Origin of the sequence: uncultured Stenotrophomonas sp. (assembly GCF_913778665.1) — a bacterium.
Lineage (GTDB): Bacteria > Pseudomonadota > Gammaproteobacteria > Xanthomonadales > Xanthomonadaceae > Stenotrophomonas.
This window is the reverse complement of record NZ_CAJYVQ010000005.1, coordinates 83,080-98,717: the sequence shown is the minus strand read 5'-3', so window position 1 is coordinate 98,717 and position 15,638 is coordinate 83,080. Positions and strand designations below refer to the sequence as shown.

The window sequence follows — 15,638 nt, the reverse complement described above, 5'->3', positions numbered from 1 at the left end:
GTAGCGCGTTGCCGCGACGCCTGCCTGCGCCCCGCCTCACGCCGCGTGAGCGCAACCGCAGCCGGGCGCATCGGTGCTGATGTCGGCATGCACGGTGCCGCCGTGGTCATGGCCCTCGGCATCCACCTGTACTGCCATCGGCTGCAGGCCCAGGCGTGCGAACAAAGCCAGGTCGCGCTCGCTCTCCGGGTTGCCGGTGGTCAGCAGCTTGTCGCCGTAGAAGATCGAGTTGGCACCCGCCAGGAAGCACAGCGCCTGCAGTTCGTCACTCATCGCCTCGCGCCCGGCCGACAGCCGCACCATCGCGCGCGGCATGGCGATGCGCGCCACTGCGATCATGCGCACGAACTCGAACGGGTCCAGCTCGGCACTGCCATGCAGCGGCGTGCCCGCCACCTGCACCAGCTTGTTGATCGGCACCGAATCGGGATGCGCCGGCAGCGTGGCCAGCGCCAGCAGCAGGCCGACGCGCTGCGCGCGCGTCTCGCCCATGCCGACGATGCCGCCGCAGCAGGTCTTCAGGCCGGCATCGCGCACGTGTTCCAGCGTATCCAGGCGGTCCTGGTACTGGCGCGTGTGGATGATCGAATCGTAGTAGTCCGGCGCGGTGTCGAGATTGTGGTTGTAGTAGTCCAGGCCCGCATCCTTCAACGCGCGCGCCTGCTCGCTGCTGAGCATGCCCAGCGTGGCGCAGGTTTCCAGCCCCAGTGCTTTCACCCCGGCGATCATCGCCGCCACCTTCGGCATGTCGCGGTCCTTCGGCGAACGCCATGCGGCGCCCATGCAGAAACGCGAGGCGCCGGCGGCCTTGGCCTGGCGCGCCTTGGCCAGCACCGCATCGGTCTCCATCAGCTTCTGCGCGTTCACCCCGGTGTTGTAGCGCTGCGCCTGCGGGCAGTACGCGCAGTCTTCCGGGCAGCCACCAGTCTTCACCGACAGCAGCGTGGACACCTGTACCTGCGATGGGTCGAAGTGCTCGCGATGGACCGCCGCGGCGCGGAACAGCAGCTCGGGGAACGGCAGATCGAACAGCGCCTGCAGTTCGTCGTGTTGCCAGTCGTGGCGGATGGCAGCAGCCATGGCGGGACCTTGCGTACGAGTGGAGCGAGGGCGGCAGTGTGGGTGGGTCAAGAAAGTCTGTCAACCAGTGATGATATGAAGAGGTTTACGGGCTTTACTCCCATTCACCCCGGCGGACTGGCCGCGTTTCACCGCATCCTGCAAGGCCTTCAGCCACAGTGGCCGCTGTCTGCCTGCTCCCGTTGCGTCCACACTGCCCTGCATGACCGATCTCCATCGCCTCCGCGGCCGTATCACCGCGCTGGTTCTCAGCGAGGCCTGGCGCCGCCGTGCCGCGCTCTGGGGCGGCGCGGTGGCCGTCGCGCTGGTGGCCATCCTGTTTGCCAAGGCCAGCGACGCCGCCTTCCATCTGTTCCAGCGCATCACCTCGCACTCGCCGTGGTGGGCCCTGCTGCTCACGCCCGGCATCTTCGCGCTGCTGGCGTGGCTCACTTCCGGCGTGCTCAAACCCACGCGTGGCAGCGGCATTCCGCAGGTCATCGCTGCGTTGGACAAGCCCGATGAGCCGTTCCGGAAAACCAACCTTTCGCCCGCTGTGTCGGCCGGCAAGCTGCTGCTGACCTCGCTGTCACTGCTGGGTGGCGCATCCGTTGGCCGTGAAGGCCCGACCGTGCACGTGGGCGCCAGCCTGATGTACCTGTTCGGCCGCTGGTTCGGCTTCAAGGATCCCCGCGAGCTCTCGCACTTCCTGTTGGCCGGTGGCGCTGCGGGTATTGCGGCGGCGTTCAACACGCCGCTGGCCGGCATCGTCTTCGCCATCGAGGAGCTCAGCGGCCGTTTCGAACATCGCTTCTCCGGCACCCTGTTGACCGCGGTGATCGTCGGTGGCGTGGTGTCGCTGGGCCTGCTCGGCAATTACACCTACTTCGGCCATGTGAGTGCACGCCTGCCGCTGGGCCAAGGCTGGCTGGCGATCCTGCTGTGCGGCGTGGTGGCGGGCCTGCTGGGCGGGCTGTTCGCACGTGCGGTACTGGCCAGCGCGGCGGGCCGTCCGCGTTGGCTGGGCCAGCTGCGGCAGCGGCATCCGGTATTGCTGGCCGCGGGCTGCGGCCTGGTGGTGGTCGTGCTGGCCCTGGTGTTCGGCGAAGGCGCGTTCGGTACCGGTTACGAACAGGCGCGCAGCCTGGTGCAGGGCCAGGCGCTGGTCGGCCACGAGTTCGGGTTGATGAAGCTGCTGGCCAACCTGGCCTCGTACGTGGCAGGCATTCCGGGTGGGCTGTTCTCCCCTGCGTTGGCGGTCGGTGCCGGAGTTGGCCACAACCTGGCCGTGCTGATGCCGAGCGTGGACCCGCGTGCCTTCGTGCTGCTGGGTATGTGTGCCTACCTGACCGGCGTCACCCAGGCGCCACTGACCTCGGCGGTGATCTCGCTGGAACTGACCGACAGCGGCGACCTGCTGTTGCCGATCCTGGCGACGGTGCTGATCGCCCGTGGTGTGTCCGGGCTGGTGTGCAGGGTACCGATCTATCGCGGGTTGGCGGAGCTGTTGATGGTGCCAGCGGCAGCGCGCGAACGCGCCAGCTAGTCGCATCGGGGGAATACTGACCAAGACACGCACCGATGGCATTGGCAGTGCGGCCTGACAGCGGGATGCGGCGTCTGCCGATGGTCACGCGCGTGATGCCATGGAAGGCTGGGCCATGCGTCTGTCACCTGTCAACGCCCGCCACGGCATGTTCCACTCGCTGCTTCACCTGCTCATGCCACTGCGCTGCCTGGTCTGTGGTGACCCGGGCCACGATGATCTGGACCTCTGCCGCGCCTGCCTCGCCGATCTGCCCTGGTCCAGCCGTGCCTGCCTGCGCTGCGCACTGCCGCTGCCGGAGACCGCGTTGATCGTCTGCGGCAGCTGCCGCGAGGAGGCACCACCGCAGGCCGCCACCCATGCCAGCCTGCTGTACCTGCCACCGGTCGACCAGTTGCTGGCGCGCTACAAGTTCCACCAGGATCTGGCCGCCGGTCGCCTGCTGGTGCAGCTGATGCTGCGTGCTGCACCGCCATGGTCGTGCCCGCCGCTGGCCCCGGTGCCGCTGCACAACCGGCGCCTGCGCCAGCGTGGCTACAACCAGGCCGCGGAACTGTGCCGGTTGTTGCCGATGCCGGTCTGGCACGGGCTGTACCGGCGTCGGCATACCCCACCGCAGTCCGAGCGCAGCGCTGAACAGCGCCGGGAGAACCTGTTCGATGCCTTCGATGTGCGCGGGCCGGTGCCTCCACGGTTGACCGTCGTGGACGATGTAATGACCACCGGCAGCACCGTCATGGAGATTGCCGAGACGCTGCGCCTGGCGGGCGCAGACGAGGTACGCGTGTGGGTCTGCGCACGGGTGCCGTGATCACCGCTTTCATGTGGAGCGGCTAGGATGGGGCCGATTCCGGAACGAAGGAGTGGCCATGAATTCCCCCTTGTCTCCCCTTTTGTCGGCAGTTGGGCGCAGCTGGTGGATCCTGCTGCTGTACGGCCTGGTTGCGTTGGGCTTCGGCATTGTTGCCGTCGGCTGGCCGCTGTCGGCGGCGATGGCGCTGGCGTGGACACTGGGCGTGGTGGCCATTGTCGAAGGCGTGATCAGCCTGTTCGCGCTGGTGACCGGAGGCAGTGGCGCTTCGCGTGGCTGGCTGGCCCTGTATGCCATCGCCTCGCTGGGCTTCGGCATCCTGGCGGTGATCAATCCGCTGGCCACCGCCAGCGTGCTGGTGTTGTTCCTGGCGGCGTGGCTGCTGGTGGCCGGCATCTATCGCATCGTGTTCGCGATCCGCGTGCGCAAGCAGATCCAGGGCGAGTGGCTGCTGATCCTCAGCGGTGTGCTGGCCGTGGTGCTGGGCCTGCTGTTTGCGGCCAACCCGTATGCGGGCGTGGCGGTGACCACACTGTGGATCGGCATCGGCAGCCTGCTGTACGGGCTGCTGCAGGTGCTGGTGGCGTTCAAGCTGCGGAAGCTGAAGTGAAGGCGCTGCTTCCGGTGGTGCTGGGTGCGGCGATGGTCCTGGCCGGATGCATGCCGGCGGCCACGCCCGGTACGCAGGTGGGACCGGACCGCCCGCCACTTCCTGGTGTGGATGTGCGCCTGAGCGCGGTCGATGCGGCCGGCAAGGGTGTGCCGGTGCAGTGGCAGGACGAGACATTGACGTTGCGCGAGCCTCCGATTGCCGGCAGCGCGGACATCGCCGATGTGCGCTCTGTGCAGGATGACGACGGCCTGACGGCACTGCAGATCCGCTATCGGCCTGAGGCGCACCAGCGCATCCGCGATGGCACAGCGGCGATGGTCGGCCAGCGAATTGCGATCAGCGTGGATGGCCGGGTGCTGATGGTGGCGACGGTGCAGGGACCGTTCTCTGAATCGATGAATCTGAGCGGGTTGCCGGGCAAGGACGAAGCGCAGGAGCTGGCCAGGCACATCACGGGTAAATGACGGGCGAGCCCACACCTCCGCGCCGCGCGCGGAGGTCGACCCAGGTCGACCGCTACCGGGCGAACCGCGCCTCGATCTCTTCCAGCGACTTGCCCTTGGTCTCGGGCAGCCACAACGCGGCCACCAGGAAGAACACGAAGGTGCACGCTGCCCAGAACACGAACATGCTGGCGTAGCCGTAGTGCCCCACCGTGGGCAGGAAGATGGCGGCGATGGTGGTGGACACGAACTGGTTGATCAGCAGTGCGATGCTCATGCCGTTGGAGCGGATGCGGTTCGGCATCAGCTCCGACAGTGCCAGCCAAACGCACACCCCGGGGCCGACCGCGAAGAACGCGACGAACACCAGGATGCAGGTGGCCACCGCCCAGCCATGGGCAGGCGGCGGCACCGGGCCAATGCGGGCCTGTTCGATGCGCAGCGGTGCCCGTGCGGCACTGGCCGGGTCGGCGAACGGGTTCAGATGCAGCTTGCGGAAGAACGCGCCGATCACGCTGTCGGGCTGCACAGTGCCGGCACGCTCGATGCGCAGCTCGCGATCAGTCAGGTTGTCGCTGCGCAGGGCGCGCACATTGGTGAAGTCACCATAGGCGTACGACACGGTCAGCTGCATCGGTCGGCCTTGGCTGTCGATGCCATTACTCAGGCGCTGCCACTGCGCGTCATCCAGCACCAGCTGCAGGCCGTCGCCGCTGACCGCCGCCTGCAGCTGCGGCTGCACGTCGGCGCGACCGCGTTCGGCCTGGAAGAACAGCGTGGCTGCGGCCAGCAGGGCCAGGCAGATGCCACCGCTGCCCAGCATCAGCAGGAACTTGCGGCCCTTGCGGTCGACCAGCAGCAGCGCGACCACGGTCATCACCGCGTTGAGCAGCTTGATGGCGACGTCGGCGCCATTGGCGACCGACCCGGACAGCCCCGCCTGGTTGAGGATGTTGACCGCGTAGGCCAGCACCGAATTGATGCCGGTGGCTTGGGTGCAGGCCAGCACCACGCACGCGAGCACGAACGGCACCACGTAGCGGCGGCTGAGCAGCGGGTCGCGCTTGCCGTCGCTGCTGCTCGATTCCGGGGCCTGGATCTGGGCCAGCGTGGGCTCGACGTCTACGGCGGGAAGGACGCGCTGCAGGCTGCGGCGCGCTTCGTCGATGCGGCCGCGGCGTACCAGCCAGCGTGGTGATTCAGAGAGCCAGAAGATGCCGGCGCAGAACAGCAGGCCAGGCGCCAGGCAGGTCCAGAAGATGGTGCGCCAAGCGTGGTCCTTCACCGTGAACAGTTCCTGCGCCTGCTGTGCGACCGGCAGCGAGCGTACGGCCTCGGCGGCGGCATCCACGGCATGGGCGTGGTACAGGCCGATCAGGGCTGCCAATACGAGGCCAACGGTCAGCAGCAGCTGGAACATGGCCGCGCCGCGCCCGCGCCGTTCGGGGCTGAGCACTTCGGCCAGGTACAGCGGAATCACGACGCCGATCAAACCGCCACTGATGCCCTGCAGCAGGCGTCCCAGCAGCAGCGGCGTGTAGCCGGAGGCCAGTGCCATGATCGGAATCGAGGCGGTGAACAGCAGGCCGGCCAGCAGCATCGCGCCGCGGCGGCCGATCAGGTCGGCGATCATGCCGGCGAACAGCGAGGAGAGCACGCTGCCCAGCAGTACTGCCGCCACCACGAAGCCGAGCTGCTGGCTGCTGAGCTGCCAGGCGTGGCTGGCGGTCGCTTCAAGATAGGGCAGGGCACCGGCGATGATGCCGATGTCGATGCCGTACAACAGGCCACCGAGGCCGCCGATGAAGAGCAAATAGCGTACGGGCCAGCGCGGAGCGGTGGAAGCGGGTACGGCAGGTGCGGCGGCTGCGGTCATCGGCGTATTCCTGGAATAACGGGGATGGTGCTTGGCTGAGGCATTGCGCTTGCGCGCTTCAAGTAGAGCCGAGCCATGCTCGGCTGCTTTCCGTTCCGATATCGAGGTTCCCCAAGCCGCACTTCGCGCGGTGAGCCGAGCGTGGCTGGGCTCTACGGGGCGCCCGCGCGGCGTCCGGGCCGCATCGCGTGCGTCAGGTCAGATCAACCACGCGCCCGCCGACCACCACCTGTTGCAGGCGCAATCCGGCGTCCAGCACCACCAGGTCGGCGCGGGCGTCGGGCGCGATGCGGCCGCGATCGCCCAGGCCCAGGTAGTCGGCCGGGAAGGTGGAAACGCGCTGCGAGGCATCGGCCAGGTCCAGGCCGACGCGCACCAGGTTGCGCAGCGCCTGGTCCATGGTCAGCGCACTGCCAGCCAGCGAACCGGTTGCCAGGCGCACGCAGCCGCCGCACTTGTGCACGCGCTGTTCGCCCAGCGCGTACTCGCCATCGGGCATGCCGGTGGCGGCCGTGGCGTCGGTCACCGCGTACAGGCGCGGAATCGCGCGCGCGGCCAGCCGGATCACGCCGGGGTGGATGTGCTGCAGGTCGGGAATGATCTCGGCGTACTGCGCATGTGCCAACGCAGCGGCGGCAATGCCCGGGCGGTAGTGGTCGACACCGGTCATGCCGTTGAACAGGTGGGTGAAACCGGAAGCGCCGGCTTGTAGGGCGGCCACACCGTCCTCGTAAGTGCCAGCGCTGTGGCCGAGCTGCACGCGGATGCCCATCGCGGAAAGCGCGGGAATCAGCGCGGTGTGCTCGCCGATCTCCGGCGCCAGCGTCATCACCCGGATCGGTGCCAGCGCGTGCAGCTGCTGCACCAGCGCCAGTGTTGCTTCGATGGTACGGTTGGGCTGTGCGCCCAGCCGCTGCGGGCTGATGAACGGTCCTTCCAGATGCACACCGGCAATGCACGCCGCATCGGCATCGGGCGCGGCCATGGTGGCGGCCACGCCCTGCAGCGCGTGCTCGATCTCGTCCAGGCCGGCGGTCATGGTGGTCGCCAGCAGCGTAGTGGTGCCAAAGCGCAGGTGGGTGCGGGCGATGGTGCGGGCCACGTCGCCGCCCTGCATCAGGTCCACGCCGGCCGCACCATGCACGTGCAGGTCGATGAAGCCGGGCAGGATTACCGGCAGCTGCAGGTCATCAGCGCCGCTGTGGTCGTCTACTTGCAGCTGGCGCACGCGCGAATCGAAGTGGACCTGGCCGCGCCGCCAGCCCAGCGGGGTGAGGATGCGGCCATGCAGGGAGCGGGTGTCGGTCATGCGGCGGGCTCGGCGATGATCACTTCGATGCCCAGCCGCTGCAGGCCCTCGCGGGATGCGTCGTCGATGCCGGCATCGGTGATGATGGAGTGGATCTGATCCAGCAGCGCGATGCGGTGCAGGCTGACGCGGCCGAACTTGGAGGCGTCGGTGAGCACCACGATGCGGCGCGCGCGCTCGACCATGCGGTGGTTGAGGCGGGCTTCGGCTTCGTCGTGGGTGGTCAGTCCGAACTGCAGGTCGAGGCCATCCACGCCCAGGAACAGGGTGTCGAAGCTGTACGAATTGAGGCTGGCCTCGGCCTGGCTGCCCTGCAGCGACAGCGACTGCTGGCGCAGCAGGCCACCGGTCAGCAGCACGTTGATGCCGGGCGCGTTGGCCAGTTCCCAGGCGATGTTCAGCCCGTTGGTCATCACCGTCACGTCGCGCTGGCTTCGCAGGTGACGGGCCAGGGTCATCGTGGTCGAGCCGGAGTCGATGATGATGTTGTCACCGGGCCGCACCAGGCGCGCGGCACACGCGCCGATCGATTCCTTCAGCGGCAGGTTCAGTGCGTCCTTTTCGTGGATGTCCTGTTCCTGCGGCGGCGTGCGCACCAGCGTGGCGCCACCGTGGGTGCGGTTGGCCAGGCCCTGCGATTCGAAGTGGGTCAGGTCGGCACGGATGGTCACCGCCGACACGCCGAAGCGCTCGACCAGATCGGCTACCTGCACCGAGCCGTGCTCGATCAGCAGCTGCAGGATCTGTTGCCGGCGGGAGCGGGTGTTGCGCATGGCCATTCTCGGTGTCGCGGGGAAAGGTAGAGATTAGCCGTTCGCAGCAGCGGCGGCAGCCGCGCCTGCGTGGTGCGTGCGGGTTCCGGCCTGGTTGGCGCTGCAGGCACGGGCGTACTCGCCCAGGCACAGGCCGATGCGGTGCTGCACCAGCGCGGTAGGCGTATTGGCCAGTGTGCCCTCGCGCACGGCGCGGTACTGCTCGGGCAGGTACTGGCTGAGCAGTACCAGCGGCGGCGCGTGCCGTTCCAGGTTGGCGAACAGGGTCTGCACCGCCTCCACCAACGCCGGCTCGCCCCAGTAGTAGCGGCAGCGATCGCTGAAGGAGTAACTGCGCAGCAGCCGCAGCGCTGCCTCATCGCCCTGGTAGTAGGACTGCCAGTACCTCGGCTGCGCCACCATCACGTCATCCAGCACCTGCGGCAGGCGCGAGCACTGTGCGGCCGGCAGCAGTTCGGCCTCGATCGCGGCCAGCGCGAACAGCGCTTCGCGATAGGCGAAGGTCGCCGCCGGGCCAACCTTGAGGATGGCGAAGTGGTCGCGCACCAGTGCGTGCAGGCCGCTTTCGCGCTGGTAGTCGGTGGAATGCGCTTCGAACACGATGCGCGGCTGCTGTTCGAGGAAATCGGCCAGCGTGCTGGCGGCAGTGGCGTCGTACTCGTGCACGCTGCTGTGGTCGAAGTCCACGCCCGGCTGCACGACCATCGCGATCACGCGCTGCCAGGCATCGCGCAGCTGCGGAGTGTCGAAGGCCTGCTGATGAATGGCCAGGGTCTGCGCTGCGGCGGCCGGTGTGGTCACCTGCAGGCCCTCGGCCAGCGAGGCTTCTCCACCGGGAATCGGCACTTCGGTACCGATCACGTAGACCGGCGGCGGCAGGCCATGATCCGCAGCGGTGCGCTCGGCGATTTCAGCCAGCTCGGCCGAACGCGCTGCGACGATGGCGTCCGGCAGCGGCACCGGGTCATCGGCGCAGGACATGCTGCAATCCAGGTGGATCTTGTGGAAGCCGGCGGCGACATAGGCTTCGATCAGCACGCGTGCGTGGGTCATCGCCTCGGCGGCCGGGCGCTTCTGCCAGGCATTCGGGCCAAGGTGGTCACCGCCCAGGATCAGCCGCTCGCGCGGGAAGCCTTCCTCATCGGCCAGCGTGCCGACGTAGTCGCGGTACTGCGGCGGGGTCATGCCGGTGTAGCCGCCGAACTGGTCGACCTGGTTGGAAGTGGCCTCGATCAGCAGCACGGTGCCATGCGCCAGCGCCACGTGCATGGCCGCGCGCAGCACCTGCTCGTTGCTGCAGCAGACGCTGTACAGGCCGACATTGGCACCGGCGCGGTGGGAGGCAAGCAGGGTCTGCAACGGGGACATGGTCAGGCTCCGGTCGATCAGGAAAACGAGGGTTGGCAGGCGAGCAGGGCAGCACCGCGTGCGCCACCGGCATCGCCGAAGCGCGGTGGCACGATCGGGGGTATCTGCACGCCGTTGAACAGATGCGCGGAAATCGCGGCCGGCAGCTGCTGGTACAGCGGCACGTACTGCGACAGGCCGCCGCCGAGCACGATCACGTGCGGGTCCAGCGCCAGCACCAGCGCGGCCAGGCTGTGGCCAAGCAGATCGCGGTGGATGTCCAGCGCCTTGCGCGCACGTGCATCGCCGGCTTCGGCCAGGGCGATCACGGCGCTGGCGTCCGCGGCACTGCCACCGAGGTGGCGCTCGATCATTGCCAGCCCGCTGCCGGACACGTAGCGCTCCACGCAGCCCTGCAGGCCACAGGCGCAGTCGATCAGTGGCAGGCCATGGCGCTGCAGCAGGTGGCCGGGCACGCTCCAGTGGCCCCATTCGCCGGCCAGGCCGTTGAAGCCGGACAGCAGGCGGCCCTGCAGGCAGAAGCCGCCGCCGGCACCGGTGCCGAGGATGGCGCCGAACATGCTGGGGTAACCGTCAGCGGCACCGCCATGTGCCTCGGACAGGGCGAAGCACTGCAGGTCGTTGCCGAAGTGCAGCGGTCGCTGCAGGCGCGCCTGCAGGTCGGCGGCCACACTGTGGCCGGTCAATGCCGGCACATTCGCGCTGAGCTGGCGGCCGGTGCGGCGATCACGCACGCCGGGCAGGGCGATGCCGATGGCGGAATCATTGCGGCCCAGCGCAGCATCCGCGTCGGCCACCAGGCCCAGCAGGGCCTGCAGGAAGCCGTCGTAGTCGCCCTGCGGGGTGCTGACCCGGCGCCGCCAGGTGACCTGCATCGCCGCATCGCACGCCACCAGCTCGATCTTGGTGCCGCCGATGTCGATGCCATAGCAGGCGTGGGCGATCAGCTCAGCCATGGTGGATGGTGACGCCCTTGACGACGCGGTTGACGGTGCCGTCCGGGAACGGGTTGTCGGGGGTCAGGCCAAGCGCGGCCGAGCGCTGCAGCGCGAACAGCTGCGCGAAGCCCAGCCACACCGGCGCCAGCCACGGGTCGTCGAATGCAGTGTGAAGCGGCGGCACCACAAGGGTGTACTCGTCATCGGTGCCGATATCCGAGTGCGGGCCGATCGCCAGCACCTGGCCGGCCACGCCGTCGCGGCGCAGTTCGTCCAGCAGGTCCTGTTCGTAGCGGCGCGCCAGCGGCTGCGCGCTGCGCAGCACCACCACCAGGGTGTTGCCGTCCAGCGTCGACTTCGGGCCATGGCGGAAGCCCAGTGGCGTATTGGCCAACGCCAGCACGCGGCCGGCGGTCAGCTCCAGCACCTTCAGCGCGCACTCGCGCGCCAGTGCTTCCAGCGGGCCACTGCCGAGGTAGATCACGCGGTTGAACGGGCCCTGCGCAAGCGCTGCCACCGGTGCATCCCACTGCGCCTGGCCTTCGCGGGCCAGCGCGGCGACCTGCTTCAGGCGTGCCACGCGGGCATCCCACGACGAGCGGTCGAACACGGTCAGCGCAGCCAGCAGCATGCAGGTCAGGCTGCTGGTCATCGCGAACGCGCGGTCGCAGCTGGCCGAGGGCATCAGCAGGGTGCAGGTATCTGCGCGGCCGGCGCCGCGTCGGGCGAGTTCGCCATCGGCGTTGCAGGTGATGTCGAGGAAGCGTGCGTCATCCACATCGGCGCGCACGCGGTCCACCGCCGCCACGCTTTCCGGGCTGGAGCCACTGCGGCCAAACGACACCAGCAGGGTCGGGCGGTCGCGCTGCAGGTACAGCGCCGGGTGGGTCAGCAGGCTGGTGGTGTGCACCACGCGCACCTCGGCCGGCCACTGTGCATTGATCGCATCGGCCACCATTTCGGCGATGAAGCCGGAGCTGCCAGCGCCGGTGAACAGCACGCGCTGGTTGGGATCGTTGAGGCTGTCGCCGAGGAAGGCCTGCAGGCGGTCGCGGGCCCGCGACAGGTCCTGTGCAAGGGCTTCCCACAGCGCAGGCTGCTGGGCGATTTCGGTAGCGGTATCGGCTCCGCCAAGGCGCTGCCAGGCGGACACATCGGAAAGCAGGGTGACGTCCATTCGGAGGTTCCAGTTGGGCCAGCGCACCATCTGCGTTTTCTTTCGAAATGTCAAATAGCGAAAGTAAAAAGAAAGAAAATGTGATGCCGGCTTCGCTCTGCCCCGGGCATGCCCGGAAACGAAAGAAACCGCCGAATGCCGTATCGCACAATGCTTAACAGGTGCCTTCAAACGCTTAAACAAAGTATTGCGACGCAACAACTTTCGTTTCAAAGGAATATATCTTCCTTTTTCCTTTCAATTTGTTGACATCTTTCGAATCGCTGCCCTAGAGTCGGCTCAATCGCTTTCGAAACGCCCGGTGAACGGGTTGGGAGTCCGCGTGGAAAACTGCGTTCGTCGCTCGCCGCTGATGCTGGCCCTGTTGCCGGCATTGATGCTGGCGTCCACGTCGGCCCATGCCGAGCCGGTCGGCAACCTGCGTTCGGTCAGTGCCAGCGACAGCCGCGACGGCGTGCAGGGCTGGGACCTGCAGACCGACAAGGGCGCGCGCATCCGCATCGAACTGCCGGCCACCGACATCATCCGCGTGCAGGCCGGCCGCAACGGCACGCTGACCGGCGCCGGCGACAAGGCCGCGCCGATCGTAGTGCCGCAGCCCAAGGCGAACGTGCAGGTGCAGCTGGAAGAAGATGCACAGGAAATCCGCGTGCGTACCGATGCGCTGGTGCTGCATGTGCAGCGGCAGCCGCTGCGCATGCGCCTGGAGCGCCTGGACAACGGCCAGCCCACCGCGCTGTGGCAGGAGCTTCAGCCGCTGGACCTGGATGCCACGCAGAGCGTGCAGGTGCTGTCGTCGCAGGCCGATGAAGGCTACTTCGGCGGTGGCCAGCAGAACGGCCGCTACCAGTTCAAGGGCCGCGAGCTGGACGTGTCCTATTCCGGCGGCTGGGAAGAGGGCGACCGCCCGAGCCCGGCGCCGATGCTGCTGAGCAGCCGTGGCTGGGGCATGCTGCGCAATACCTGGAGTGATGGCAGCTACGATCTGCGCGAGGCCGACCAGGCCACGCTGCTGCATCGCGAAGACCGTTTCGACGCCTACTACTTCGTCGGAGCGGATCTGCCGAAGCTGATCGAGCGCTACACCCAGCTGACCGGCCGCCCGAACATGGTGGCACGCTGGGCGCTGTCCTACGGCGATGCCGATTGCTACAACGACGGCGACAACAGCAAGAAGCCCGGCACCGTGCCCGAAGGCTGGAGCGACGGCCCGACCGGCACCACCCCCGATGTGATCGACAGCGTGGCCAAGCAGTACCGTGCCCACGACATGCCCGGTGGCTGGATCCTGCCCAACGATGGCTACGGCTGCGGTTACAAGCAGCTGCCGGAAACGGTGAAGGGGCTGGCCGGCTACGGTTTCCGCACCGGCCTGTGGACCGAGAACGGCGTCGACAAGATCGCCTGGGAAGTGGGCAAGGCCGGCAGCCGCGTGCAGAAGCTGGACGTGGCCTGGACCGGCAAGGGCTACCAGTTCGCGATGGACGCCAACCGTCAGGCGTTCAACGGCATCCTCGACAATTCCGATTCGCGCCCGTTCCTGTGGACGGTGATGGGCTGGGCCGGCATCCAGCGCTACGCAGTGGCCTGGACCGGCGACCAGAGCAGCAGCTGGGACTACATCCGCTGGCACGTGCCGACCCTGGTCGGTTCGGGCCTGTCCGGCATGGCCTACGCCAGCGGCGATGTGGATGCGATCTTCGGCGGCAGCGCCGAGACCTTCACCCGCGACCTGCAGTGGAAGGCGTTCACGCCGGTACTGATGGGCATGAGCGGCTGGTCGTCGAACGCGCGCAAGCACCCGTGGTGGTACGACGAGCCGTACCGCAGCATCAACCGCGATTACCTGAAGCTGAAGATGCGCCTGACCCCATACATGTACGGGCTGGTGCACGAAGCCGCGCAGACCGGTGCGCCGCCGGTGCGCGGCCTGATGTGGGACAACCCGCGCGACCCGCATGCGCAGGATGAAACCTACAAGTACCAGTTCCTGCTCGGCCGCGACCTGCTGGTGGCGCCGGTGTACCGCAGCCAGGCGGCCAGTCGTGGTTGGCGCCGTGACATCCACCTGCCGGCCGGCGGCTGGATCGACTACTGGGATGGCCGCCGCGTGCAGGCCGGTGCCGACGGACGCCAACTCGACCGCCAGGTGGACCTGGCCACGCTGCCGGTGTTCGTGCGCGCCGGTGCGATCCTGCCGATGTATCCGTCGATGCTGTTCGACGGTGAGAAGCCGCTCGATGAAGTCACCTTCGACCTGTACCCCCAAGGTGATTCGCAGTACACGCTGTACGAAGACGACGGCAACACCCGCCGTTACCAGCAGGGCGAGTCGAGCACGCAGCGGATCCGCGTGCAGGCGCCGGCGCAGGGCAGTGGCCCGGTGCAGGTGCAGATCGATCCGGTGCAGGGCCAGTACAGCGGCCAGCTGCCGCAGCGCCGCTATGGCCTGCGCGTGCTCAGCCGCCAGGCACCGCGTGCGGTGCAGGCCGGTGGCCGCGCGCTGCCGGCGCTGGCTGACGCCGCTGCGTTCAACGCTGCGGCTGAAGGCTGGTACTTCGATGCCAAGGAGCGCCGTGGCACGCTGCACGTGCGTACCGCTACCCAGGACATCCGCCAGCCGCTGCAGCTGCAGCTGGATTTCACGATCGCCGCAGCGGCTGCCGACGACGTGTATCCGGCCGCGCCGGTGCTCGGCCGCGAACTGCCCGCCGACAGCCTGCTGGTGGTCAACCGCCCGGCCGAAGAGCCCGGCCACGCCCTTGAAAATGCCTTCGACGACGATCCGGCAACCTGGTTCCGCAGCGTGCGCAACCAGGCGGTGCGCACTGGTGCGCATGAGTGGGTGATCGGGTTCGGTGAGCGGAAGATGATCGATGGCATCGACATCGCACCGCGCAACGACAAGAACTGGAAGCATGGTCAGGTACGCGACTACGAGGTGTACCTGGGTGACAGCAACGGCGAGTGGAGCGAACCGGTCGCACGTGGCCGCCTGCAGTTGAAGGAAGGCGTGCAGCGCATCGACTTCCCGGCCCACGCCGGTCGCCTGCTGCGCTTCCGCGTGCTGAGCGTGCAGAACCCCGAGGGCGATGGCGCCAGCAGCACCGATCCGATGGTCACTGCGGCGCAGGGCAGCGCCCGCGCCTTCGATGCGCTGCAGCCGCGCGACGTCGGCCCGATCGCATTGTCCACCTTCCACATCCTCGAACACCAGGAACCGGAGCGACCGGCCCGGCAGCGCTATCTCTCCGAGCTGCCGGTGCCGGCCGCGCTGGCCAGCCAGGTGCGCGCCGACCAGTCGTTCCGTGGCGACGCCGGCATGCGCATGAACGGCCTGCAGTTCCGCCGTGGCCTGGGCGTGGGTGCCAACAGCCGCATCGACCTGCGCCTGCAGGGCGGCTGGCACCTGCTGCGTGCCGACCTCGGCATCGACGACGCCTGCCGCAGCGCGGGTGGGCTGCAGTTCCAGGTCTGGGGTGACAACCGCCTGCTGTACGACAGCGGCCTGGTGAAGGCGCCCGGCGTGGTCAAGCCGGAGCTGGACATTCGTGGCCTTTCCACCCTGAGCCTGCGCACGCTGGGTGCGCAGGGCAGTCAACCCGCCCAGGTCTGCGCCAACTGGGCCAATGCCGTGCTGATCGGCCAGGAGGGCGACTCCGCCAGCATCGTCGCCCCATGACCCCCTCGTAACACCGCTCCTCCCCCCGCCCATTCCGACTACG

The 15,638-nt window shown here is 68.2% G+C and carries 12 protein-coding genes; 5 read left to right on the top strand and 7 right to left on the bottom strand.

Translation table 11 applies throughout. From position 1 onward, the window contains the following. Nucleotides 1–36: 36 nt before the first annotated feature. Nucleotides 37–1,080 (bottom strand): biotin synthase BioB, encoded by a 1,044-nt coding sequence (gene bioB / locus QZ853_RS07035; RefSeq protein ID WP_295571588.1) that lies wholly within the window; start codon nucleotides 1,078–1,080, stop codon nucleotides 37–39. A 202-nt stretch (nucleotides 1,081–1,282) separates the two neighbouring features. Here bioB and QZ853_RS07030 point away from each other — a divergent pair, with 202 nt between their 5' ends. The 4 genes from QZ853_RS07030 to QZ853_RS07015 all read left to right on the top strand — a co-directional run bounded on the left by QZ853_RS07030 (nucleotide 1,283) and on the right by QZ853_RS07015 (nucleotide 4,493). Then, nucleotides 1,283–2,605, top strand: a complete 1,323-nt coding sequence (locus QZ853_RS07030) for a chloride channel protein (RefSeq protein ID WP_295571587.1) — start codon at nucleotides 1,283–1,285, stop codon at nucleotides 2,603–2,605. A 115-nt stretch (nucleotides 2,606–2,720) separates the two neighbouring features. Next, nucleotides 2,721–3,416, top strand: coding sequence for a ComF family protein (locus QZ853_RS07025; RefSeq protein WP_295571585.1), 696 nt, complete (start codon nucleotides 2,721–2,723; stop codon nucleotides 3,414–3,416). 58 nt (nucleotides 3,417–3,474) lie between these two features. Beyond that, nucleotides 3,475–4,026 (top strand): HdeD family acid-resistance protein, encoded by a 552-nt coding sequence (locus QZ853_RS07020; RefSeq protein ID WP_295571584.1) that lies wholly within the window; start codon nucleotides 3,475–3,477, stop codon nucleotides 4,024–4,026. Continuing rightward, nucleotides 4,023–4,493, top strand: a complete 471-nt coding sequence (locus QZ853_RS07015) for a hypothetical protein (protein WP_295571583.1) — start codon at nucleotides 4,023–4,025, stop codon at nucleotides 4,491–4,493. Before QZ853_RS07020 ends, QZ853_RS07015 begins: the two co-directional genes overlap by 4 nt. Nucleotides 4,494–4,545: 52 nt before the next feature. On the opposite strand, the gene QZ853_RS07010 is transcribed toward QZ853_RS07015, so the two are convergent. From QZ853_RS07010 to QZ853_RS06985, 6 genes are all read right to left on the bottom strand, one after another. After that, on the bottom strand, nucleotides 4,546–6,348 hold the full coding sequence (locus tag QZ853_RS07010) for an MFS transporter (RefSeq protein ID WP_295571582.1): 1,803 nt from the start codon (nucleotides 6,346–6,348) through the stop codon (nucleotides 4,546–4,548). A gap of 193 nt (nucleotides 6,349–6,541) precedes the next feature. Beyond that, the gene (locus QZ853_RS07005) at nucleotides 6,542–7,657 is read right to left on the bottom strand and encodes an amidohydrolase family protein (protein ID WP_295571581.1); all 1,116 of its coding nucleotides are present in this window, start codon (nucleotides 7,655–7,657) and stop codon (nucleotides 6,542–6,544) included. Continuing rightward, nucleotides 7,654–8,430, bottom strand: coding sequence for a DeoR family transcriptional regulator (locus tag QZ853_RS07000; RefSeq protein ID WP_295571579.1), 777 nt, complete (start codon nucleotides 8,428–8,430; stop codon nucleotides 7,654–7,656). The genes QZ853_RS07005 and QZ853_RS07000 overlap by 4 nt, the downstream gene beginning before the upstream one ends. Nucleotides 8,431–8,463: 33 nt before the next feature. Then, nucleotides 8,464–9,798: a D-tagatose-bisphosphate aldolase, class II, non-catalytic subunit gene (locus tag QZ853_RS06995; protein WP_295571578.1), complete on the bottom strand. Its 1,335-nt coding sequence runs from the start codon at nucleotides 9,796–9,798 to the stop codon at nucleotides 8,464–8,466. Between the two features lie 17 nt (nucleotides 9,799–9,815). Next, nucleotides 9,816–10,754, bottom strand: a complete 939-nt coding sequence (locus QZ853_RS06990; protein WP_295571577.1) for an ROK family protein — start codon at nucleotides 10,752–10,754, stop codon at nucleotides 9,816–9,818. After that, entirely contained in the window at nucleotides 10,747–11,913 is a 1,167-nt protein-coding gene (locus tag QZ853_RS06985; protein ID WP_295571576.1) for an SIS domain-containing protein, read from the bottom strand. The genes QZ853_RS06990 and QZ853_RS06985 overlap by 8 nt, the downstream gene beginning before the upstream one ends. A 322-nt stretch (nucleotides 11,914–12,235) precedes the next feature. Here QZ853_RS06985 and QZ853_RS06980 point away from each other — a divergent pair, with 322 nt between their 5' ends. Continuing rightward, nucleotides 12,236–15,595, top strand: a complete 3,360-nt coding sequence (locus QZ853_RS06980; RefSeq protein ID WP_295571575.1) for a TIM-barrel domain-containing protein — start codon at nucleotides 12,236–12,238, stop codon at nucleotides 15,593–15,595. Nucleotides 15,596–15,638: the final 43 nt, after the last annotated feature.